The sequence below is a fragment of the Pseudomonas saudiphocaensis genome, from assembly GCF_000756775.1.
In the GTDB taxonomy this organism is placed as follows: Bacteria; Pseudomonadota; Gammaproteobacteria; order Pseudomonadales; family Pseudomonadaceae; genus Stutzerimonas; species Stutzerimonas saudiphocaensis.
In genome coordinates, this window is record NZ_CCSF01000001.1 from 2,850,954 (window position 1) to 2,873,436 (window position 22,483).

A 22,483-nucleotide genomic window follows, 5' to 3' on the forward strand; every position below is an offset into this window, starting at 1 on the left:
TTCAACTTATTGCATCGAGATCAGCCCATGAGCTTCAACATCGCCCTGACCGGCCTGTCCGCCGTCAACCAGCAACTCAACACCATCGGCAACAACATCGCCAACTCCGGCACTGTCGGCTTCAAGTCCTCGCGTACCGATTTCGGCAGCCTCTATGCCGAATCTCAGGCCATGGGCGTGGAAGTCACCGGCACCACCCAGAGCATCAGCCAGGGCGGCGCGCTGACCACCACCAACCGCAGCCTCGACCTGGCGATTTCCGGTGGCGGTTTCTTCGTCACCCGCGCCAGCAATGGCGATGTTTCCTACACCCGTGCCGGCGTGTTCGGTACCGATAAGGACAGCTTCCTGACCAACAGCCTCGGCCAGCGCCTGCAGGGCTATCCGGCCGATGCCACCGGCAACCTGCAGACCGGTACCGTCAGCGACCTGCAGCTCAAATCCGGTGGACTGCCGGCCAAGGCCACCGACGCGCTGAGCTTCGTCGCCAACCTGGATGCGAACCAGGAGGTGCCGGCCGTGGGCTTTGATCCGCTGGTAGCCGATAGCTACAACTCCACCTACACCACCAAGCTGTTCGACTCCCAGGGCAAGGAACACACCCTGACGCAGTATTTCGTCAAAGACGCCGCTCCGCTGGATAACAGCTGGACCGCGCACTACTTTGTCGACGGCAACGACTTGGGAACTCCGGCGAAGCTGGCATTCGATACAAGCGGCTCGCTGACTACTCCGCTTGGCCCTGCACTGACTGCGACTCTCGGCACTGATGTCGCGACTCTCAACATCCAGCTCGACTACACCGGCACCAGCCAGTACGGCTCCGAATTCAGCGTTACCGGCAACCGGGCCACCGGCTACGCGGCGGGCGAGCAGACCGGCATGAGCGTCGAGAAGGATGGCCGCGTCTACGCCACTTACTCCAACGGCGAGCGCCTGCTGCAGGGCCAGGTGGTATTGGCCAGCTTCGTCAACGCCGAGGGCCTGAAGAACATCAGCGGCACCGCCTGGACCGAAACCGCAGCCTCCGGCGCGGCCATGCTGGGTGCGCCCGGCGTCGGCCAGTACGGCAGCCTGGCCTCCGGTGCGCTGGAAAGCTCCAACGTCGACCTCACCCAGCAGCTGGTGGGCCTGATGGAAGGCCAGCGTAACTACCAGGCCAACACCCAGGTCATCTCCACCAACAAAGAACTGACTCAGGTTCTGTTCAACGCTATTTGAGGCTGATCCATGGATCGTTTGGGATACACGGCAATGACCGCCGCCAGCCGCACGATGATGTCGCTGACGGTGCGCTCGAACAACCTGGCCAACGTCAACACGCCCGGCTTTCGCGCCGATATGGAGCGCGCCCAGGCGGTGGCTGTCGAGGGTTACGGCTACGACAGCCGGCACATGGCGGTGGTCCAGAACAACGGCGTCAACTTGACTGCCGGTCCGCTTATGGCCACCGGCCGCGAGCTGGATTTCGCCGTCAAGGGCACCGGCCTGATCGTCCTGCAGGACGGCGAGGGCGAGGCCTATACCCGTCAGGGCAGCATGCAGATCGATTCCGAGGGGCGCCTGACGCTCAACGGCCGCGCGGTCATGGGCGAGAACGGTCCTATCGAGCTGCCCGAGCATGACCGGGTGGAAATCGGCAATGACGGCACCGTATCGATCATGGCGCCCGGTGACTGGCTGATGGCCGAAGTCGACCGTATCCGCCTGGTGGATGTCGCCGCGGCCGACCTTATGAAGAACGACGCCGGCCTGCTGGTAACCCGCAATGGCGAGCCCGCCGTGCCCAGCGAAGACGTGCGTCTGGCCAGCGGCTTCCTGGAGTCGAGCAACGTCTCGGCCATCGAAGAGCTGGTGGCCACCATGAGCCTCAACCGCCTGTTCGAAACCCAGGTGAAAATGATGAAAGCCGCCGAGGATCTTTCCAACGCCGGCAACCAGATGATCCGCGGCAGCTGATCGGGAGATAACGCATGAGTTCCGCACTTTGGGTCAGCAAAACCGGTCTGGCCGCCCAGGACACCGCCATGGCGACCATCGCCAACAACCTGGCGAACGTGAACACCAACGGCTTCAAGAGTGACCGCGCGGTTTTCGAGGACCTGTTCTACACCATCGAGAAGCAGCCCGGCGCCCAGGCTGATGAGATCAACACCGTGCCCTCCGGCATCCAGCTGGGCAGCGGCGTGCGTGTCGCCGGCACTCAGAAGGTATTCACCGAAGGCAGCATGCAGACCACCGGCCAGCCGATGGACCTGGCGATTGTCGGGCGCGGCTTCTTTCAGGTGGAAGCGCCCAACGGCGACATCCTCTACACCGAGAACGGCCAGTTCCAGCTCAATGCCGAAGGCATGATGGTCAACGCTCAGGGCCTGCCGCTGAACCCGCCCATAGAAGTGCCGCAGGGCAGCACCGGCTTTACCGTAGGCGCCGACGGCATCGTCACCGCGGTGCTGGCTGGCGACACCCTGCCTTCGGAGCTGGGCCAGATCACCCTGGTCAACTTCACCAACCCGGGCGGCCTGGAAGCCCTGGGTGGCAACCTCTACCGCGAAACCGTCTCCAGTGGCGAGCCGGTGGAAGGTGTGGCGGGCGAAGAAGGCCTGGGGCAGCTCAAGCAGGGCGTGCTGGAAGGCTCCAACGTGCAGGTGGTCGAGGCCATGGTGGCGATGATTGCCGTGCAGCGCGCCTACGAGGCCAATGCCAAGGTGCTCGATGCGGCATCCGGCATGCAGCAGTTCCTCAACCAGACCGTTTGAGGCCGATGATGCGCACCCCGATCCTGCTTCTACTGGTCGCCTTGCTGGGCGGCTGCGCCAGCTTCAACGAGTTGCTGCCGGAAGAGGATTCCAGCGAGTTCGAGCCGTTGGAGCTGGACTACAGCCTGCCGCCCGTCAGCGGTGGCGGCCTGTTCCGTTCCGGCTATGGCGGCTCGCTGGTCAGCGACAATCGTGCGGTGCGTGTCGGCGACATTCTTACCGTGGTGCTCGACGAATCGACCCAGTCGAGCAAGAGCGCAGGCACCAGTTTCGGCAAGGAATCGAGCATCGGCATTGGCATCCCGACCGTACTCGGCAAGCGCTACCCGGACGTCGAAACCTCCGCCAGCGGCGAGCGCGACTTCAGTGGCTCGGCCAAGAGTTCGCAGCAGAACACCCTGCGCGGCTCCATCGCCGTCACCGTGCATCGCGTGCTGCCCAACGGCACGCTGCTGATCAAGGGCGAAAAGACCCTGCGCCTGAACCAGGGTGATGAGTTCATTCGCCTGGCCGGGCTGGTGCGCGTCGACGACATCAATCGCTACAACCAGGTGTCCTCGCAGAGCGTGGCCAACGCCAAGATCTCCTATGCCGGGCGCGGTGTGCTCAACGACAGCAACTCGGCCGGCTGGCTGACGCGCTTCTTCACCTCGCCGCTGTTCCCCCTTTAAGCGATAGCTGAAATGACTAACCCGATGCGATCCCTCAAGCTGTTTTTCGCCGCCTGCGCCCTGTGCTGGCAGGTGCCGGCGCAGGCCGTGCCGCTGATGGATCTGGTGGATATCGAAGGCATCCGCGGCAACCAGCTGGTGGGCTACGGCCTGGTGGTCGGCCTGGACGGCACGGGCGACAAGAACCAGGTCAAGTTCACCAACCAGTCGGTGGTCAACATGATCAAGCAGTTCGGCGTAAACCTGCCGCCGAACGTCGATCCCAAGCTGAAGAACGTCGCCGCGGTGACCGTCACGGCCATGGTCCCGCCGTCCTACAGCGCGGGTCAGAGCATCGACGTCACCGTGTCTTCCCTGGGCGATGCCAAAAGCCTGCGCGGCGGCCAGTTGCTGATGACGCCGTTGCAAGGGGTGGACGGCGAGACTTATGCCCTGGCTCAGGGCGCGGTGGTCATCGGTGGCGTCAATGCCGAGGGCGCCAGCGGCTCGCGGATCGCCATCAACACGTCCAACAGCGGCCTGATTCCCAATGGCGCGACGGTCGAGCGGATGATCCCCAGCGACTTCGCCCAGCGCCCGGATGTGATGCTCAACGTGCGCCAGCCGAGCTTCCAGACCGTCACCCGGGTGGTCGATGCCATCGACGACGTATTCGGCAAAGGCACCGCGACGGCGCTCAACGCCACCAAGGTTTCGGTGCGCGCGCCGGTCACCAGCACCCAGCGCATGAGCTTTATGGCCATGCTGGAGCGGCTCGAGGTGGAGGAGGGCCGTACCAAGCCGAAGGTGGTGTTCAACAGCCGCACCGGCACCGTGGTGGTCGGCGAGGGTGTGCGGGTCAAGGCTGCGGCGGTGGCCCACGGCAACCTTACCGTGACCATCAGCGAGAACCCGCAGGTGAGCCAGCCCGGCGCCTTCTCGCGTGGCCAGACCGTGGTCACGCCGCAGTCGGATGTCGCCATCGAGCAGGACCGCAAAGCCATGTTCAAGTGGCCGGAAGGCGCCAGCCTGGAAAGCATCATCAACACCATCAACAGTCTCGGCGCCACGCCTGATGACGTAATGAGCATCCTGCAGTCCCTGGAACGGGCCGGTGCGCTGAACGCTGAATTGATAGTGATGTAATCAAGATGAGCATCGTTTCCCTACCTCAGCACCTGAATAACCTGCGCAATCGCCCGGACGGCCCGACCGCCGCGCGGCGGCAGCAGTTGGAGGACGTTGCCGAGCAGTTCGAGGCGATGTTCCTGCAGCAGATCCTCAAGCAGATGCGCAAGGCCAGCGATGTGCTCGGTGCCGGCAATCCCATGCGTAGCCGCGAGCTGGACACCATGCGCGACTTCTACGACGAGGTGCTGGCCGAGACCATGGCGAGCAAGCGTCAGACCGGTATCGCCGACATGCTGGTGCAACAGCTCAGCGGTGAGGCCTCAGGCACAGCGCCAGCACCAACGGCGCTGGCGGGGCACGTCGGCCTGCAAGGCGGTGGACTGCATGCGTTGCGCGGCACCTGGCAGCGCGGCGTGGATGCCCTGGACAGCGCCTGGGAAAGCGGCAAGGCCGGCTTCAAGTCGCTGGTCGAGAGCGTCATCAAACATGAGTCCGCGGGAAATATCGCTGCCGTGTCGCCCAAGGGCGCGCGCGGCCTGATGCAGTTGATGCCGGGCACCGCGCGAGATATGGCCGCAGAGCTCGGCCTGCCCTTCAGCGAGGCGCGGCTGACCACGGACGCGGACTACAACAAGCGCCTGGGCAGCGCCTACCTGAGCAAGATGCTCGAACGCTACGACGGTCACGAAGCGCTGGCCCTGGCTGCCTACAACGCCGGCCCCGGCAAGGTCGACGAGTGGCTCAAGAGCCATGGGGACCCGCGCAAGGGCGAGATCGGCACCGGGGCCTGGGTGCAGAAGATCCCCTATGCGGAAACCCGCAACTACACCCGCAACATCCTCAACGACCTGAGCGCTGCCGCACCGCGCCCGAGCGAACCCCGTGCGCAGCTGGTGCCGGTGGCCAACCCGCCGCAGCCGGCGCTTAAGTCCGGCGTTGAGACGGTCGCCTTAACCTCAGAGCAGCGCAATGTCGTCGGTGTGCGCCACCTCTCCGTGGCGTTTGCGCAACCGATTCGGATCGAGCCGAAGGAAGTCGTGTCGTGAGTATTCTTGGTCAAATTGGCTATAGCGGCGTTCGCGCCACGCAGATCGCCCTGACGGCGACCGGGCAGAACATCGCCAACGTCAACACGCCCGGCTTCAGCCGCCTGACGCCCGAGCAGCACTCGCTCAGCGGGCAGACCGCGACCAGCATCGGCGGCGGCGTTCAGGTGACCAGCATCCGCCGGCTCTCCAGCGACTTTCACAACCAGCAGCTGTGGCGTGCAGGCACCGACAAGAGCTACTTCAGCACCAACCAGCAGTACCTGACGGCGCTTGAAGGCCTGATCGACAGCGAAGGCTCCAGCGTCAGCGTCGGCCTGGACAACTTCTTCGCCGCGCTCAGCGAAGCCAGCTCGACGCCGGAATCCATCGCCCTGCGTCAGCAGATCATCGGTGAAGCCAAACAGTTGGCGCAGCGCTTCAACGGCCTGAACAACAACATCGGCACCCAGCTCAACGCCCTCAAGGGCCAGCGCGTGGCGATGACCAGCGAGATCAACGGGCTGTCCGGCAACATTGCCGAGCTCAATAAGCAAATCCGCGAAATGGAAACCACCGGCCGCGATACCGCGACCTTGCGCGATTACCGCGAGAACATGGTCAAGGAACTCAGCCAGTACGCCGGCATTCGCGTCCAAGAAGCGCCCGATGGCACCCTTGACGTATCCCTGGCCAACGGCCAGCCGCTGGTGGCAGGCATCACCGCCGGGCAATTAAAGATCAATGAAAACGTCGCCGGCGTACAGGAAATGACGCTGGTCTTCGCCAAGACCACCTTCCCGTTGAATCAGGACGGCATGGGCGGCGCCCTTGGCAGCCTGTACGACATGGAGAACGGCGCACTGCGTCCGGCGCAGCAGGACCTGCACGATATGGCCGGCGCCTTGGCGAAGATGGTCAACGACACCCTCGCCGCCGGTTACGACCTCAAAGGCGAGAGCGGCGAGCCACTCTTTGCCCATAACCAAAACAGCATCAGCGGCATGCTGATGGTCAACGATCTGTCCCCCGAAGAGCTGGCATTTTCCTCCGATGGCCAGTCCGGCACTGGCGAGGTTGGCAACAACCAGAACCTGCTGGCGCTGCTGGAGCTCAAGTCGGCCAAGGTCAACGTGGCCGGCAGCGAGGTTCCGCTCAACGATGCCTACGCAGGCCTGGTCGGCCGTGTGGCCAGCACCAGCCGCCAGAACCAGGCGGATCTCAGCGCCGCGCAAACGGTATCCGATCAGGCCCAGGCCCAGCGCGACAGCGCCAGTGCGGTGAACCTGGACGAAGAAGCCGTCAACCTCATGGCTTACGAGCAGGCCTACCAGGCCAACATGAAGGTCATCAGCACCTCCAACGATCTGTTCAACGCCGTACTGGCGATGTTCTGAAGCGGCCACGCCGTTTTGACTGACGAGTAAGACACGATGCGCATCTCCAACGCCCAGATCACCGCCATGATGCACGGCTCGATGAACACCAGCTCCGAGAAGCTCGGCAAGCTGATGCAACAGATGGCCACCGGCGAGCGCATGCTGCTGCCCTCGGACGACCCGATCTCCGCGGTGCGCGTGCTGCGTATCCAGCGCGAGGAGGCCAGTCTGTCCCAATACCGCACCAATATCGCCAACGTCTCGGGCAATCTGTCCAAGCAGGAGGGCAACCTCAAGGCCGCTTCTGACACCATGCTCAACGTGCGCGACATGCTGTTGTGGGCGGCCAATGGCAGCAACACCAGCGAAGACCTGGCGGCCATCGCCAACGAGCTGGAAAGCCTGGAACAGACCATCCTCAGCTTCGCCAACGTGCGCGACGAGGAAGGCCGCTACCTGTTCTCCGGGACGCTCAGCAACCGTCCGGCCATCACCTTCGACCAGGGTGCCTACAAGCTCACCGGCAATGACCAGTACCGCCAGGCCGCCGTGGCCAACGGCGTGCTGGTGGACGAAAACGTCACGGCCGAACATGTCTTCGGTGTCGATGTTAAGATGCTCAACGACCTGCATGCGCTGGTAGAGAAGCTCAAGGCGCCGGGTCTGGATGCCGGCGATCCCCAGCTGCGCACCGACATTACCGACACCCTGACCAGCCTCGACATCACCCACGGGCGCCTGCTGGGTGCGGTTACCGAACTGGGCGGGCGGCAGAACACCCTGACTCTGCTGTCCAGCAGCAACGAAGACGTTTCGCTGGTCAACCAGAAGATCGAAGGCGAGCTGTCCCAGCTGGACTACGCGACGGCCAGCATCGACCTGAACAACTATCAGCTTTCGCTGCAGGCGACACAGAAGACTTATTTGAAGATCAACGGGTTGTCGCTGTTCGGCATGCTCTGACCCGAGGTAGCGTGAATGAAGATAGGTAGACAGCTACCGGGTGTAACTTCGATCAACCCGCAGGAGCGGCGTGAGGTCACGACGCGCGCTACGCCTGCGCCATTGCGTGTCGGTTTACCGAGCGAAGTCGCGGCTACCGAGACGCCCACCAGCAAAAGCACCAGCTTCAGCCTGCAACTCAACCAGCAGCTGTCGTCCATGCAGTCGGCCGACAACTATCTCGGTGATTTGCAGACCCGCCTGTCGCAACTCAAGCTGAACCTGAGCCGCCAGCTCAGCTCGCCGCCGCCCAATGGCGAGGAAGTCATTCAGCAGGCCGTGAAAGAGATTGACGCGCTACTCAAGGAGCGCAGCAAACGTTCCGCCAACTCGCTGGACGCCAACTTCAAGCTGCGTCTGACCGAGCCGGTGCGCAGCCGCTTCAGCCTGCAGGGGCTGGAGTCGCTGGAGCAGATCCGTCAATCGGGCGCCGAGACCCTGCTGTTCAGCGGCGGTCGCAAGCTGGCCGAGCCGGTGGCGGTGGTGCTTGACGACCAGATGAGCGATGAGCAGATCCTGCGCCGCTTCAATGGCAGCCTGGGCCAGGCCGGCATTCGGGCTGAACTGGATCACAACGGTCGGCTGTCGTTTTCCGCTCGCGAAGCCGACTGGCAGCAGCTCAAACCGCAGCTGGCGGTGCAGGGCGAGGGCAAGCTGTTTCCCCAGGGCAAGTACGTCCATCTGCCGAGCCAGGATGAGCAGTTGCTGAGCTTTCCCAAGGAGCTGCAGCTCGACTCCTTCCGTGAGCTGCGGCGACTGCTGGACTCCGTGGTGGCGGGCCTGGAAAAGGTCACTGCGCTGCGCGAGCAGCTGAGCAATCGCCAACAGGAAATCCGCGAGTTCCTCGCGCGCCAGGCCAATGCCGATGAAAAGCAGTGGGCCATGGACTTCTCGCGCTCGGTATTCAACCTGATGCAGCGCAGCCCCTCCAGCTACGCCGCGGTTACCCAGACGGTGGTCGCCCAAGCCACCATCAGCCGCTTTGCGGTGGTCAGCCTGTTGTCCTGAGGTTGCTCAGGGCACCTCAGAGCTGCGGTCAATAAACTTCACATCCGAGGGTTTAGCGATCGGCAGGGTTTGCAGGGTTTCGCCCAGCAGGCCGCTGTCGGGGTCGCGTTGCAACAGCACCAGCGCATCACTTTTCTGATTGGCGATCAGCATGAAGCGGCCGCTGGGGTCGATGGCGAACTCGCGCGGCTCGCGGCCTTCGCTGTCGCGCCGCTGGATTTCGCGCAGGCTGCCGTTTTCCTCGATGGCGTAAACCACGATGCGGTTGGTCTCGGCGCGGTCGCTGACATAGAGGAAGCGACCATCTGCCGAGGGGTGAATCGCGCCGGGGGAATGCGGCGCGGTATCGCCGCCCTCGGCCAGATCCATCAGTTGCCGTTGCACCAGCGTGCCGTCCACATGATCGAAGCGCGCGACCTGGGCGCTCAGCTCCAGCGTGGCGTAGGCCTGGCTGCCATCAGGGCTGAACACCAGGTGCCGGGGGCCGCTGCCGGGCGGCAGTTCGATGCTGGCCGGTTCGGCCGGTGACAGCGGGCGCTCTGCATTGCTCGGGTCATAGCGATAGGCAAATATTCGGTCCGCGCCCAGATCGCTGACGAACAGCCTTTTGCCGTCCGGTGACAGCACGGCCGAATGCACATGCGCAGATTTCTGCCGGTTGGGGTTCACCTCGCTGGCTTTATGCGTGGCCAGTTGGGTCACCGGTTGCAAGGCGCCGTCCTCGCCAACCGGCATGACTGCCAGACTGCCGCCGGGGTTCGGCCGTGAGCCATAGTTGGAAACGAACAGATTGCGGCCGTCATGGCTGAGGCTCAGGTGTGTCGGCTCGTCGCCCAGGCTGATCTGCCGCCCCAGTGGCGACAGCTCGCCGCTTGCCGGATCAAGGCTGAACGCGCTGACTCGACCTACGGGGTCCGGCTGGCCAGGGCCGTTCTCGTTCGCAGCAAAGACGCGGCCGTTCTGCAGGTCCAGCAGCAGCCATGAGGGGTTGGCGCTTTCCACGACCTGCAGCGGCTGCGGATTCAGCCGGCCCTTTTCAGGGTCGAAGTGCAGGCGATAGATGCCCGCGCGGTCGCTGTCGTGGGTGTAACTGCCGATCAGAACTTGTGGCATGGCGAGTGCGGCTCCCGTGGTGCTGAAGGCCAGGGTCGCGGCGAGCGCCACGCGGTTGAGCAGGCTGTGATGGCGCATGCGGGGTCTCCACGACGGTCGTGCAGGCTATGACCGCAGCTGGCACGCATTGATCCGGCCCATCGATTCAGCGCATGCCACCGCTGCGGTCGGCCGTGCGCGCACTGGGCGCATCGAGTGTCTGCTTCGCTGCCCGGCCACGTGTCAGACCATGGCAGCCGATCACTACCGGCACCGCCAGCACAGTCCAGCTCAGCCAGTCGCCCGCACCGTCGGAAACCAGCCCGGCGATCAGGCCAAGGGCCGACAGCAGAGCGATGATCACGGGCCACAGCCACAGGCGAATCATGACCGGGCCTCGGTCGCGCCTCGCTTGAGCCACAGGTACAAACCGCTACCCAGTACGACGATGGTGAGGATATCCAGCAGCGCCCAGAGCACTTTCAGCGGCAGGCCACCGTAGTCGCCGAAATGCAGCGGCTCGGACAGTTGCAGCGCAGTGACGTACCAGGGACGGGCGCTGGCTTCGAGAACCTCACCGGACACCGGGTCCACCAGCAGCGCCTGGGTCAGGCGCGAGGTCAGCGGCGTGTCGCCACCGAGAATCACTGCCACATGCTCGGGCGTGGCGCGCAGGGTGCCGGGCCAAGCGATCATTGCCACCGCCATATCCGGCGCTGCGGCCATTACCCGATCCATGGCGGTCTGGATGGTGCCGTCGGCCGGCGGCACGCCTTCGGCATCGGCGGCCAGCAGCACGCGGGTATTGCCGGCCTGCAGCGCGGCGACCTGCTCGGCCTGCCAGCCCTTGAAGATCAGGTCTGCCCAGGTATTGATCACCCCGGTAAAGCCCACCGCCAGCGCCCACACCAGGGTGACGATGCCGAGCAGGTTGTGCAGGTCCAGCCAGCGCGTGCGCGGGGCGCGCTCGCGACGCACTTCGGCAAAGCCGAGCTTGCGCATAAAGGGCGCGTAGAGCACCACGCCGGATACGATGGCGACAATCAGCAGCAACCCCATGAAACCCAGGAACAGCTTGCCCGCGAGCCCTGCATAAAGATCCACGTGCAGGCGGTACATCACGCTCATAAAGCCTTCGTCGAAATCCGGCACGCCCACCACTGCTGCGGTACGCGCGTCGGAGAGAATCAGCAGCGACTCGCTTTCGTCGGTGTCGACGCGGGTGTCGAGCTTTACGTACCAGAGATCCGGTGCGTCCTCTTCGGCGAAGAAGTACAGCGGCACCAAACCCGGGTAGGCACGCACCGCTTCGGCCGCCACTTGATCCACGGAGATATGAGGCGTGCCCTCCGGCATTGGCGGCGCCTCGATCTCGCTGCCGGTCAGGTGCTCGATCTCGTGGGAGAAGATCAGCGGCAGGCCGGTCAGGCACAGCATCAGGATGAAGAGGGTGCAGACGAGGCTGGACCACTTGTGGATCCAGCTCCAGCTGCGAAGCGTGCTTGCCTGCATCAGAAATCGACCGTGGCGCTGAGGGATAGCGTGCGAGGGGCGCCGAGGACGAGGTAGTTCTGGCCTGGGTAGCCACCGGTCGAGGCCCAGTAGTCTCGGCCTGTTGCGTTGTCGAGGCGTGCGCGGATGGTCACGTCGTGGTCGTCGATCACCATGCGGTAGCGTGCGCCCAGATCCAGGCGCGTCCAGGAGGGTATTTCCACGTTATTGTCCAAGGCAGCGTACTGGCTGCTGGTGTAGATGACGCGGCTGGTTAGGGTCAGTCCGTCGATACCAGGTATATCCCACTCGCCGCCAAGGTTTGCCTGGGTGCGGGGTACACCAATGGCGCGATTGCCTTCGTCGAGGCCGTCCTGGGTCTTGGTCAGCTCGGCATCGAGCAGCGTCACGCCGCCCAGTAGCCGCACGCCGTATAGCGGCTCGCCGAATACCGACAGCTCGATACCGCGGTTACGCTGCTCGCCACCTTCGCCGAACACGCCGTTCTCGACGGTGCTGAACGGCCTGTCGGTGGTGAACACGGCCAGGCTGCCGCCGACGACTCCGCCGTCGTACTTGATGCCGGCTTCGATCTGCTCGGCCACGTAGGGCGACAGTACCTCGCCTGCGTTGACGATCGGTGTGGTCCCGCTTTGCGCCGGAGCAATGTCGCCCTTGACCAGGCCTTCGATGTAGTTGGCGTAGAGCGAGACCTCGTCGGTCAGGCGATACACCACGCCGGCCACCGGGGTGTTCTCGTAGCGCTTGTACGAAGAGGTGCGGTCGCTGCTGTTGTAATCGTAGCCACGAACGTCGAAGCCTTGACGACGCATGCCCAGGGTGACCAGCAAGCGATCATCCATAAAGCCCAGAGTGTCGGCGATGGCGAGGCTCTGGGTCCGGGTGCGATTGATGAGGCCTGGGTCGGACAATGAGCCGCCACTTCCGTCTGCTGCATAAGGCGGGCGCTCTACGTCGATGGGAGTGTAGAGATTGCCGGCGAACGCTGCCGAGGTGGCGTAGGCGTTGCGCTCCTCTGAATTGAAGATGGCTGCCGAGGTCACCCATTGATGGCTGACTGCTCCGGTTTGAAAGCGGCCGCGCAGGCCGAATTCAGCGGTCCAGACATCATCCTCCCGGACGTTCTCGAACATCGAGGTGCTGGTCTGGCCGGCGCCGTTGTAGGTCGGCACGGCCAGGCGATTGTCCTCCTCACCTTCGCGTACGCCGGCGGCCAGCCAGCCGGTGACCGAGTCGGAGAAATCGTATTCGGCGCGGAAGGTGCCAAAGGTCTGCTTCTCCTTCGAGTAGGTCCAGGGTTGGGCGAAGCTGTCTTCTGCGTCCGGTGTGCTGGGAATGATCGGGTCGACGAAGCGAAGGTAAACGCTGGGCCTGGGCTGGTCGAGGTAGTGGTACTGATGGCCGATGTCGGCGGAGATGCGGAAGTTGTCTCCCTGGTAGTCCAGGCCCAGGCCGAACATGTCGAGGGTGCGTTTTTCATCGTCGACGTTGGTGTCGCCGTCGCGCTTGGCGGCGTTCAGGCGCATCCCGAAGCGCTGTTCCTCACCGAAGCGACGGGCTATATCGGCGGCGACCATGCCTTGGCCGCCGTCCTCGGCGCCTAGGCTCAGGCGACTCAGCGGCTCGTTGGGCGCGCGCTTGGGCAGGATATTGATCGCCCCGCCTATGCCGCTGCCGCCTGGTGCTGCGCCATTGAGGAAGGTGTTGGCGCCGCGGAACACTTCGACCCGCTCGATAAACTCCGAGGCTACGTACTGGCGCGGCAGCAGGCCGTAAAGGCCGTTATAGGAAATATCGTCGGAGAACACCGGAAAGCCGCGCACCACATACAGCTCCTGGAAATTTCCGAAGCCGCGGGCCACGCGCACCGAGGGGTCGTTCTGCAGCACATCGGAGACGCTGCGTGCCTGCTGATCCTGGATCAGCTGCGAGGTATAGGCCGTGGAGGTGAACGGCGTATCCATATAGTCCTGGTTGCCAAGGATGCCGACCCGGCCACCACGCGCCACCTGCTCGCCAACATAGGGTTCGGTCAGCCCGCCGGCCGAGGCATCGGCGCTGGCGACTACCTCGGTGGTCGGCAGTTCGAGCGGCTCGCCAGATTGACTGGTCTGTTCTTGCTGGTTATCGACTGGTTGCTGCGCCAAGGCCGGGGTGCCGGCGAAGCCAGCGACAAGGCAGGCGGGCAGCAGGACGGAGACAGCACCTGTTTTACGAGGGAGGCGAAGGATGGTCATGGTGGGCCTGATTGGGCTGGTGGTCTGAGCAGGGGCATGCCGTTGAGACTGAACGGCATGGCATCAGAGCAAAGAGAATAGTGGAGTGATAATAATTCGCAACAGTATTCAGCATCAATCAGTGCGCAGTCCTTTCGCTGGAGCGCATAAAAAATTTTCCACGGCTGTCGATCCGTGCTCCCGCTGTTCGACCAGTTCATGCCCCCAATCACCAGAGCGGAGATGGACATGACACACGACGAACAACGAATTCGCGAACTTCACGACGCCTTCGAGCGCGATACCAAGGCCAAGGATCTGGACCAGATCATGAATCAGTACGCCGATGATCTGGTGGCTTTCGATGCGGTCGGCGCCCTGCAGTTCAAAGGGCGAGACGAATACCGGGCCCACTGGCAGCGCTGTTTCGAGTTTTGCCAGGGCGATGGCTTCTTCGAAACCCACGATCTGCACGTGACAGTCAGCGGTGACATGGCCTACAGCCGCACGCTCAACCACTGCGGCGGGCCCAATGCCGAAGGTGTGATGCAAACTGCCTGGATGCGCGGCACTCGGGTCTGGGCCAGGCGCGATGGTGACTGGAAGGTGGTCCACGAGCACTTTTCCATGCCGTTCGATATGGAAACCGGCCAGGTCTGCATGTCGCAGGAGCCATCGGCCGACCAGCAACGGACTGGCTGAGGGTATTCGTCGCCGGTTGACGCACCCTTGTCCCCCGGCTGCTAGCTTCTTTGCATGGTTGGCAGACGGAGTGTGTCATGAAATACCTGTGCTTGATCTACTACGACGAGCAACGTGTCGATGAAATGAGTGACGAGCAGTGGCAGGCGCTGGTTGCACGCTGCCTGGCGTGTGGCGAAGAGCTGCGCGCCAGCGGCCATATGCTGGCCGGCGAGCCGCTGCAGCCGGTGCGCACAGCGCGTACGGTGAGGGTTCGCGATGGTGTTGCGACGACGGTCGACGGGCCTTTCGCCGAAACCCGGGAACAACTGGCCGGCTTCTATTTGATCGAAGCGGGCGATCAGGCCGAAGCCGAGGCCATTGCCGCGAAGATCCCGCCGGCGACGCTCGGCAGCGTCGAGGTGCGCCCGTTGCGCCAGCTGCCGCAGCGCTGACATGTATTACGGCGGGCAATCCGCAGCAGCAGCGGTCGAGGCGGTCTACCGCGCCGAATCTCGCCGGGTGCTGGCGACGCTGATTCGCCTGCTCGGTGATTTCGATCGCGCCGAGGAGGCCTTGCACGACGCCTTCGCCGCGGCGCTGCAGCAGTGGCCCCGCGAGGGCGTGCCAGGCAATCCGCGCGCCTGGCTGGTTTCTGCCGGGCGTTTCAAGGCCATCGATGCCCTGCGCCGACGTGCGCGGTTCGATGCCTCGCTGCGGCTGCTGGCCGAGCAGCTGGAGGGCGAGGCGGATAAAACGGAGCTCGACGAGGTGGAAGACGATCGTTTGCGGCTGATCTTCACCTGCTGCCATCCGGCATTGCCGGCCGACGCGCGGGTGGCGCTGACCCTGCGTGCGGTCTGCGACTTGACCACCGAGGAGATCGCCCGGGCCTTTCTTGCCGCGCCGGCCACCATCGCCCAGCGCATCGTGCGGGCCAAGGCGCGCATCCGCGATGCGCACATTTCTTATCGCGTCCCGGAGCGCGAGGAGCTGCCGGCGCGGCTCGACAGCGTATTGCGGGTGATCTACCTGGTGTTCAACGAGGGCTATTCGGCTTCGGCGGGGCCTGCGCTGACTCGGGCCGATCTGAGCGCGGAGGCGATCCGTCTTGGTCGGCTGCTGCTGGAGCTATTGCCCGATGCCGAGGTGATGGGCCTGCTGGCGCTGATGCTGCTGCATGACGCGCGTCGTGCGGCGCGCACTGATGCGGCCGGCGATCTGGTGCGGCTGGAAGAGCAGGACCGCAGTGTCTGGGATCGACGGCAAATCGACGAGGGCTTGCAGCTGGTGCGTCGCGCTCTGACCAGCCCTGCCCCCGGCGCCTATGCCCTGCAGGCGGCGATCGTCGCCGTGCATGCCGAGGTCGAGAGCGCAGAGCAGACCGATTGGGCGCAGATCGTCCGGCTTTATGACGTGTTACTGGGCCTGAGCCCGTCGCCGGTGGTGGAGCTGAATCGTGCGGTGGCCGTGGCCATGCGCGACGGCCCGGCGGCGGGTCTGGAACTGGTGGACGAGCTGCTGGCCCGCGGCGACCTGCACGACTACCACCTGAGCCACGCCGCCCGTGCCGATCTGCTGCGGCGGCTGGGACGCATCACCGAGGCCCGCGAAGCCTACCGCGCGGCGCTGCAGCTGGTGCGACTGGAACCGGAGCGACGCTTTCTGCAGCGGCGGCTGGAAGAGTTGGAGTGAATCTAGGCGGTGGCTTTGATGGCTATCGAGGGGAGCCACGCCGCCGCGACGAATGCAGGCGCCAGCCTGCCAGCAAGGCCGAAAAGCTTCGCCCCGAGGTCGGGGCTCCCACGAAGAGCAGTGCTGTGGTTGCCTGATGGTTCCCGCACCAAATGGTGGGAGCCACGCCGCCGCGATCGATGCAGGCGCCAGCCTGCCAGCAAGGCCGAAAAGCTTCGCCCCGAGGTCGGGGCTCCCACGAAGAGCAGTGCTGTGGTTGCCTGATGGTTCCGCACCAAATGGTGGGAGCCGCGCCCACGCGGCGAATGCAGGCGTGAGCTCGCCAACAAGCCCAAAAGCTTCGCTCCGCGGTAGGGGCTCTTACAAAGGCAGTCAGCACATACCGCGCCCGTGGGAGCCGCGACCTCGCGGCGAAAAGCAGGCCAAGGGCCTGCGCGGGCTTATGAATCGCACGCGTCCTGCTGATTCACCCCGTCCCACCATCAGCTGTCCGTGCTGCCTGCCGGCAGGTAATCGCTGCGACTCAGGCCGTGGCGCTGCATTTTTTCGTTGAGGGTGCGGCGTGGCAGCTGCAGCAGGTTCATCACGTCACTGATATTGCCTTTGCACTGCTGCAGGGCATGGTGCAGACACTGGGCCTCGAAAGCCTCCATCTGCTCGGCCAGCGAGGTGCCGCCAGTGTTCAGTGGGGCGCTGGTGGCCGGCGTGGTGAGGCCAAGGGCGTGGCGCTCGGCGGCGTTGATCAGCTCGCGCACGTTGCCCGGCCAGTCATGGGCCAGCAGCTGCGCCAGTTCGCCGGGGCCGACCGGCAAGGGTTCACGGCCATGGCGTTGAGCGGCCTGGCTGGAGAAATGTTCGAACAGTAGGGGGATGTCCTCGCGGCGCTCGCGCAATGGCGGGATATGCAGTTCGGCAACGTTCAGGCGGTACAGCAGGTCTTCGCGGAAACGTCCGCCGCGTACCTCTTCCAGCAGGTCCGGTTTGGCCGCGCTGATCACCCGCAGATCGACCTCGATGCTGCGGTTGGAGCCCAGGCGTTCCAGGGTCTTTTCCTGCAGCACGCGCAGCAGCTTGACCTGCTGGGCCAGCGGCATGCTTTCGATTTCATCGAGGAACAGCGTGCCGCCATGGGCATGCTCGATGCGCCCGATGCGCTTGCCCTGGGCGCCGGTGAAGGCGCCGCTTTCGTGGCCGAACAGCTCGCTTTCGAAGATGGTTTCGGGGATGGCCGCGCAGTTCAGCGCCACGAATGGATGGCGCGCCCGCGGGCTGAAATCGTGCAGGCAGCGGGCTACCTGCTCCTTGCCGCTGCCGGTGTCGCCGCGAATCAGTACGTTGACGTCGGTGCCGGCCAGTTCCAGCACCTGCCGGCGCAGGTTGTCTACTGCGCGGGAAACGCCCAGCAGCATGGATTCGATGCGGCCCTTGCGGGTGAACTGCTCGCGCAGCTGGCGGTTTTCGCAGACCAGCCGGCGCTTGTCCTGGGCGCGGCGCACGCTGTCCAGCAGGCGCTCGGCCGTGAAGGGCTTCTCGATAAAGTCATAGGCGCCCTGGCGCAGCGCCTGCACCGCCATGGGCACGTCGCCATGTCCGGTGACCATGATCAGCGGCAGCTCGGGGTCCAGCGCCACCACCTGCTCCAGCAGGGCTAGGCCGTCCATATCCGGCATGCGCACGTCGCTGATCAGCACCCCGGCGAAGTCGCGGTCGATCAGACCCAGCGCCTCCCGCGCACTGGCGCAGGTCCGTACACGGAAGCCGGAGAGTTCCAGCCACTGTTGCACCGCCTGACGGATCGCCGCTTCGTCGTCGATAAAGATGACCAGATCGCTCATGCGTCGCTCCTGCTGTTGTCGGTTCGGGGTTTTTCCGCTGCTGGCAGCGTCAACTCGAAGACCGCGCCCTGCGCATCGTTGCGCACCGCCAGGCTGCCGCCAAGGTCTCGCAGGATGCCATAGGACACCGCCAGCCCCAGCCCGAGGCCCTGACCAACCGGCTTGGTGGTGAAGAAAGGCTCGAAAACCTGATCCAGATGTTCGCGGGCGATGCCGCCGCCACTGTCGGCCACGCTCAGGCGCCAGGTGCCGGCTTCTTCCCGGCAGAGGATGCGCAGCTCGCGCACCGGGCTGTCGTGCATGGCATCCAGCGCATTGTTGAGCAGATTGATCAGCACCTGCTCGAGGCGGATCGCATCGCCACTGACCCAGGCTTCGCCGGGTATTTGCCGCACGATGGCCACGTTCTCGTTGCGAATGCGCGGGCCGAGCAGTTGCAGTGCCTGCTCCACCACATCGTCCAGGCGTACTCGCTGGGGCAGCCCGGCGGGGTTCTTGCGGGCAAAGGTTTTCAGGTGGCTGGTCAGCGCGGCCATGCGCTCGATCAACCCTTCGACCTGGGCCAGGCCCTCGCGTACCGCCTCGCTACGGCCGCTGTCGAGCAACAGCCGCTGGCTGGCCAGCTGCATGCGCAGGGCTGTCAGCGGCTGGTTGATCTCATGGGCCAGGGCGGCGGACATCTGCCCCAGCGCCGCCATGCGCGCCGCGTGGACGAGGCCGTCCTGGGCGGTTTGCAACTCGCGGGTGCGCTCCTCCACCAGGCGCTCCAGCTGGTTGCGGCTGCGCTGCTCGACCCGCCGTGTCTTGCGCCGCTGAGCCAGATAGAGCAGCAGAAAGGCCAGGGTCATCCACACACCCGCTGCGGCCAGCCGGTAGCTGCGGATGCTCGCCGCAACCTGCTGCGGTTCCTGCAGCAGGTGCAGCGTCCAGTTCTCTTCGGGTAGCGGCAGGCGCTGCCAGAAGTAAGTCTGGCGACCGTCCGGGCCATCAACCTGACGGCGCTCGCTGTTCTCGGCAACGCGTTGCAGCGGCTTGCTGTGCAGCGGCTGCAACGTTTGCTCGGCGTAGCGGCGGGCGGCGACCAGGCTGTGGCGCACCTCTTCGCTGAGCGGTTGCAAATGGCGGAAGCGCCAGGCCGGGCGGTTGCTGAGGATGACGATATCCAGCGCGTCGGTGATCAGCAGGATGCCCGGCTGGTTGATCCACTCGCGTTGCATGTCCTCCAGTTCAAGCTTGACCACCAGCACGCCGAGGGTTTGGCCGGCAGCGTTCTTCACCGAACTGGAAAGGAAGTAGCCGGGAATCCCAGTGGTCACGCCCACGGCGAAGTAGCGCCCGGTATCCTGGGCCAGGGCATCCTGAAAATAGGGCCGAAAACCGTAGTTGCTGCCAACGAAACTGCTCCACTCGCTCCAGTTGCTGGCGGCCAGGGTTTCGCCGTTCAGGTCGATCAGGTACAGCACCGAAGAGCCGGCGGCCTGGTTCTGCTGTTCCAGCCGATGATTGAGGCGGTGGCGCAGCTGCGCGTCATCGGGGTTTTCCAGCAGGTCACGAATATCGCTGTCCAGTGCCAGCAGCGCCGGCACCGAGCGGAAGCGTTCGACCTGGGTGTGGATCGCCTGGGCGTAAAGCTCCAGCTGCCCGCCGGCTTCCTGGCTGCGTTCGAGCCAGACGCGCTGCTCGGCCAGTCGCCCGGCCCAATACATGCTCAGCAGCAGGCCGCCGAGAATCAGCACTACGATCATGACAACGCGATGGCGATGGCGATGGGCGAGGGCGGGCATGGGAGCCTCTTCTTATGGGTGCAGCTATGTTAAGCCAGAACCGGATGATCGATGTTCGCCCGAGTAACGAAGTAGTTGAGTACAAGGGCGGCATCCGAAGGGATCGTGAGACCGGAGCGGTGGCCTGCGCGCTTTTCTGTGGGAACGGGCCATGCCCGTGAAAGCCTCTGCAGTGGGGCTGGCCTTATTCGCGGGCATGGCCAGCTCCCACTGGCCGGGCGGAATCGCGGACGACGCTGCGTTCGGCTATCCTCCGCCGCCCCCGGCTGAGCCCGCCCCGGTTGCGGCTGCCGTTCGTTTTTCAAGGTCCCCCAATGTTGCATTCGATCAAACAGAACTGGTTCGCCAATATCCGTGGCGACGTCCTTTCCGGCCTGGTGGTAGCGCTGGCGCTGATTCCCGAGGCGATCGCCTTCTCCATCATCGCCGGGGTCGACCCGCGGGTCGGTCTCTACGCGTCCTTCTGCATCGCCGTGGTGATCGCCTTTACCGGCGGCCGTCCGGGCATGATCTCCGCCGCCACCGGGGCCATGGCCTTGTTGATGGTCACGCTGGTTCGCGAGCACGGCCTGCAATATCTGCTGGCGGCGACGTTGCTCTGCGGCGTACTGCAGATCGGCGCCGGTTACTTGCGGCTGGGCTCGCTGATGCGCTTCGTCTCGCGCTCGGTGGTCACCGGTTTCGTCAACGCCCTGGCGATCCTGATCTTTATGGCGCAGCTGCCGGAGCTGACCAACGTCACCTGGCACGTCTACGTGATGACGGCGGCGGGGCTGGGCATCATCTACCTGTTTCCCTACGTGCCGAAGATCGGCCGGGTAATTCCTTCGCCGCTGGTGTGCATCCTGTCGATGACGGCCGTGGCGATCTACTTCGGACTGGATATCCGCACCGTCGGTGACATGGGCGAGCTGCCGGACACGCTGCCGATCTTCCTCTGGCCCGAAGTACCGCTGACCTTCGAGACCCTGGCGATCATCTTCCCGTACTCCGCCGCGCTGGCGGTGGTCGGCCTGCTGGAATCGCTGATGACCGCCACCATCGTCGACGAGCTGACCGACACCCCCAGCGACAAGAACCGCGAGTGCAAGGGCCAGGGCGTGGCCAATATCGTTTCCGGGCTGTTCGGCGGCATGGCCGGCTGCGCGATGATCGGGCAGTCGGTGATCAACGTGAAATCCGGCGGCCGTACCCGGCTGTCGACGCTGATCGCCGGCGTGGTGCTGCTGTTGATGGTGGTCTTCCTCAGCGACTGGGTCGGCCAGATCCCCATGGCCGCGCTGGTGGCGGTGATGATCATGGTGTCCATCGGCACCTTCAGCTGGGACTCGATCCGCAACCTCAAGCACTACCCGCTCTCGACCAATATCGTCATGGTGGTGACCGTGGTCGTGGTGGTCTTCACCCATAACCTGGCCTTTGGCGTGCTGGCCGGCGTGCTGCTGGCGGCGCTGTTCTTCGCCAACAAGGTTGGGCATTACCTGCGCATCGACTCGCAGCTGGATACCGAGGCTCAGCACCGCACCTATAAGGTGGCCGGCCAGGTGTTCTTCAGCTCGGCTGACAAGTTTGCGGCCTCGTTCGATTTCAAGGAGGCCGTCGCCAGGGTTACCATCGATCTGACCCAAGCGCACTTCTGGGACATCACCGCTGTCTCGGCGCTGGACAAGGTAGTGCTCAAGTTTCGCCGCGAAGGCACCGAGGTCCAGGTGCTGGGGCTGAACCAGGCCAGTGCAACCATCGTCGATCGCTTCGGAGTGCACGACAAACCCGAGGCCGTGGACAAACTCATGAGCCATTGAGGCAGGAGAGTGCTATGACCCAGGTATTTGCATGTATCGATGGATCTCCGCAGGCCTCTGCCGTCTGCGATTGCGCGGCCTGGGCCACGCTGCGCCTGGGATCGCCGTTGAGCCTGCTGCATGTGCTGGACCAGCAGCGCTACCCGCTATCCGGCGACTTCAGCGGCATCATCGGCCTGGGCAGTCGCGAATTCCTGCTGGAAGAACTCGCCGCGCTGGATGAAAAACGCAACAAGCTGGCGCTGGAAGAGGGTCGCATGCTGCTCGATGCGGCCCGGCAGCGCGTCATCGATGCAGGCGCGCCCGAGCCGGAGCTGCGTCAACGCCACGGCAATCTGGTGGGTAGCCTGCGCGAACTGGAGTCTGAAATCCGCCTGCTGGTGATCGGCAAGCAGGGCGAGGACAGTAGCGACGACGCCCGGTTGATCGGCAGCAACCTGGAAAATGTAATCCGCACCCTGCATCGCCCCATCCTGGTCACCCCGGCCAGTTTCCTTCCGCCGACCACGGCCATGTTTGCCTTCGATGCCAGCGACACCGCGCGCAAGGGCATCGATATGCTGGCCGCCAGCCCGTTGCTCAAGGGCATTCCGATCCATCTGGTGACGGTCAGTAACGATACGTACGAGGCCCGCGCAGCGCTGGACTCGGCCCGCGACAAACTGTCTGCGGTTGGCTTCGAAGTGCGTGTGGCGGTTCTCGAAGGGGATGTCGAAGCCAAGCTGCGCGCCTACCAGACTGAACACGCCATCGAGCTGCTGGTTATGGGGGCCTACGGGCACACGCGGATTCGCCAGTTCTTCGTTGGCAGCATCACCACCAAGATGCTGAACTCGGTCAGCACTCCGCTGCTGCTATTGCGCTGAGTCTGCTCAAAACGACCCGCTGCGCGGCTTGAGCCGCTGCAGCGGT

General features: G+C 64.4%; 20 protein-coding genes. 14 read left to right on the plus strand and 6 right to left on the minus strand.

Features of this window, described 5'->3' with window-relative positions; genetic code table 11:
- Window positions 1-27: 27 nt before the first annotated feature.
- The 9 genes from flgE to BN1079_RS13265 are packed head-to-tail and all read left to right on the plus strand — an operon-like array spanning window position 28 to window position 8,954.
- Entirely contained in the window at window positions 28-1,221 is a 1,194-nt protein-coding gene (gene flgE, locus BN1079_RS13225) for a flagellar hook protein FlgE (protein WP_037025127.1), read from the plus strand.
- Between the two features lie 9 nt (window positions 1,222-1,230).
- Complete coding sequence (gene flgF, locus BN1079_RS13230; RefSeq protein ID WP_037025130.1) at window positions 1,231-1,959, plus strand: flagellar basal-body rod protein FlgF; 729 nt, start codon at window positions 1,231-1,233, stop codon at window positions 1,957-1,959.
- 14 nt (window positions 1,960-1,973) lie between these two features.
- Window positions 1,974-2,759: a flagellar basal-body rod protein FlgG gene (gene flgG / locus BN1079_RS13235; RefSeq protein ID WP_037025134.1), complete on the plus strand. Its 786-nt coding sequence runs from the start codon at window positions 1,974-1,976 to the stop codon at window positions 2,757-2,759.
- Between the two features lie 5 nt (window positions 2,760-2,764).
- Complete coding sequence (gene flgH / locus BN1079_RS13240) at window positions 2,765-3,430, plus strand: flagellar basal body L-ring protein FlgH (RefSeq protein ID WP_037025135.1); 666 nt, start codon at window positions 2,765-2,767, stop codon at window positions 3,428-3,430.
- A gap of 24 nt (window positions 3,431-3,454) precedes the next feature.
- Complete coding sequence (locus BN1079_RS13245) at window positions 3,455-4,555, plus strand: flagellar basal body P-ring protein FlgI (protein ID WP_037025137.1); 1,101 nt, start codon at window positions 3,455-3,457, stop codon at window positions 4,553-4,555.
- 5 nt (window positions 4,556-4,560) lie between these two features.
- The gene (locus BN1079_RS13250) at window positions 4,561-5,586 is read left to right on the plus strand and encodes a lytic transglycosylase domain-containing protein (protein WP_037025138.1); all 1,026 of its coding nucleotides are present in this window, start codon (window positions 4,561-4,563) and stop codon (window positions 5,584-5,586) included.
- Complete coding sequence (flgK, locus tag BN1079_RS13255) at window positions 5,583-6,962, plus strand: flagellar hook-associated protein FlgK (RefSeq protein ID WP_037025140.1); 1,380 nt, start codon at window positions 5,583-5,585, stop codon at window positions 6,960-6,962. The genes BN1079_RS13250 and flgK overlap by 4 nt, the downstream gene beginning before the upstream one ends.
- Before the next feature lie 36 nt (window positions 6,963-6,998).
- Window positions 6,999-7,907 carry a flagellar hook-associated protein FlgL gene (flgL, locus tag BN1079_RS13260; protein ID WP_037025142.1) on the plus strand — a complete coding sequence of 303 codons (909 nt, stop codon included), beginning with the start codon at window positions 6,999-7,001 and terminating at the stop codon, window positions 7,905-7,907.
- Window positions 7,908-7,922: 15 nt separating this feature from the next.
- Window positions 7,923-8,954, plus strand: a complete 1,032-nt coding sequence (locus BN1079_RS13265) for a hypothetical protein (RefSeq protein WP_037025143.1) — start codon at window positions 7,923-7,925, stop codon at window positions 8,952-8,954.
- A 6-nt stretch (window positions 8,955-8,960) separates the two neighbouring features.
- On the opposite strand, the gene BN1079_RS13270 is transcribed toward BN1079_RS13265, so the two are convergent.
- The 4 genes from BN1079_RS13270 to BN1079_RS13285 all read right to left on the minus strand — a co-directional run bounded on the left by BN1079_RS13270 (window position 8,961) and on the right by BN1079_RS13285 (window position 13,795).
- The gene (locus tag BN1079_RS13270) at window positions 8,961-10,067 is read right to left on the minus strand and encodes a lactonase family protein (protein WP_414860267.1); all 1,107 of its coding nucleotides are present in this window, start codon (window positions 10,065-10,067) and stop codon (window positions 8,961-8,963) included.
- A gap of 145 nt (window positions 10,068-10,212) precedes the next feature.
- Window positions 10,213-10,434, minus strand: a complete 222-nt coding sequence (locus BN1079_RS13275; protein ID WP_037025146.1) for a hypothetical protein — start codon at window positions 10,432-10,434, stop codon at window positions 10,213-10,215.
- Window positions 10,431-11,558, minus strand: a complete 1,128-nt coding sequence (locus BN1079_RS13280) for a PepSY-associated TM helix domain-containing protein (protein ID WP_037025148.1) — start codon at window positions 11,556-11,558, stop codon at window positions 10,431-10,433. The genes BN1079_RS13275 and BN1079_RS13280 overlap by 4 nt, the downstream gene beginning before the upstream one ends.
- Window positions 11,558-13,795, minus strand: a complete 2,238-nt coding sequence (locus BN1079_RS13285) for a TonB-dependent receptor (protein WP_037025150.1) — start codon at window positions 13,793-13,795, stop codon at window positions 11,558-11,560. The genes BN1079_RS13280 and BN1079_RS13285 overlap by 1 nt, the downstream gene beginning before the upstream one ends.
- 222 nt (window positions 13,796-14,017) lie before the next feature.
- Here BN1079_RS13285 and BN1079_RS13290 point away from each other — a divergent pair, with 222 nt between their 5' ends.
- The 3 genes from BN1079_RS13290 to BN1079_RS13300 all read left to right on the plus strand — a co-directional run bounded on the left by BN1079_RS13290 (window position 14,018) and on the right by BN1079_RS13300 (window position 16,150).
- Window positions 14,018-14,476, plus strand: a complete 459-nt coding sequence (locus BN1079_RS13290; protein ID WP_037026960.1) for a YybH family protein — start codon at window positions 14,018-14,020, stop codon at window positions 14,474-14,476.
- A 77-nt stretch (window positions 14,477-14,553) separates the two neighbouring features.
- Window positions 14,554-14,910, plus strand: coding sequence for a YciI family protein (locus tag BN1079_RS13295; RefSeq protein ID WP_037025152.1), 357 nt, complete (start codon window positions 14,554-14,556; stop codon window positions 14,908-14,910).
- A gap of 1 nt (window position 14,911) precedes the next feature.
- The gene (locus tag BN1079_RS13300; protein ID WP_037025154.1) at window positions 14,912-16,150 is read left to right on the plus strand and encodes an RNA polymerase sigma factor; all 1,239 of its coding nucleotides are present in this window, start codon (window positions 14,912-14,914) and stop codon (window positions 16,148-16,150) included.
- Between the two features lie 482 nt (window positions 16,151-16,632).
- On the opposite strand, the gene BN1079_RS13305 is transcribed toward BN1079_RS13300, so the two are convergent.
- Both BN1079_RS13305 and BN1079_RS13310 read right to left on the minus strand, forming a co-directional pair.
- Window positions 16,633-17,985 (minus strand): sigma-54-dependent transcriptional regulator, encoded by a 1,353-nt coding sequence (locus BN1079_RS13305; RefSeq protein ID WP_037025158.1) that lies wholly within the window; start codon window positions 17,983-17,985, stop codon window positions 16,633-16,635.
- Window positions 17,982-19,769, minus strand: a complete 1,788-nt coding sequence (locus BN1079_RS13310) for an ATP-binding protein (protein ID WP_037025161.1) — start codon at window positions 19,767-19,769, stop codon at window positions 17,982-17,984. Before BN1079_RS13310 ends, BN1079_RS13305 begins: the two co-directional genes overlap by 4 nt.
- Window positions 19,770-20,083: 314 nt before the next feature.
- Here BN1079_RS13310 and BN1079_RS13315 point away from each other — a divergent pair, with 314 nt between their 5' ends.
- The gene (locus BN1079_RS13315) at window positions 20,084-21,571 is read left to right on the plus strand and encodes a SulP family inorganic anion transporter (RefSeq protein WP_037025163.1); all 1,488 of its coding nucleotides are present in this window, start codon (window positions 20,084-20,086) and stop codon (window positions 21,569-21,571) included.
- Between the two features lie 14 nt (window positions 21,572-21,585).
- A complete protein-coding gene (locus BN1079_RS13320) occupies window positions 21,586-22,437 on the plus strand; it encodes a universal stress protein (RefSeq protein WP_037025165.1) in 852 nt (283 codons plus the stop codon).
- The last annotated feature ends 46 nt before the right edge of the window (window positions 22,438-22,483 follow it).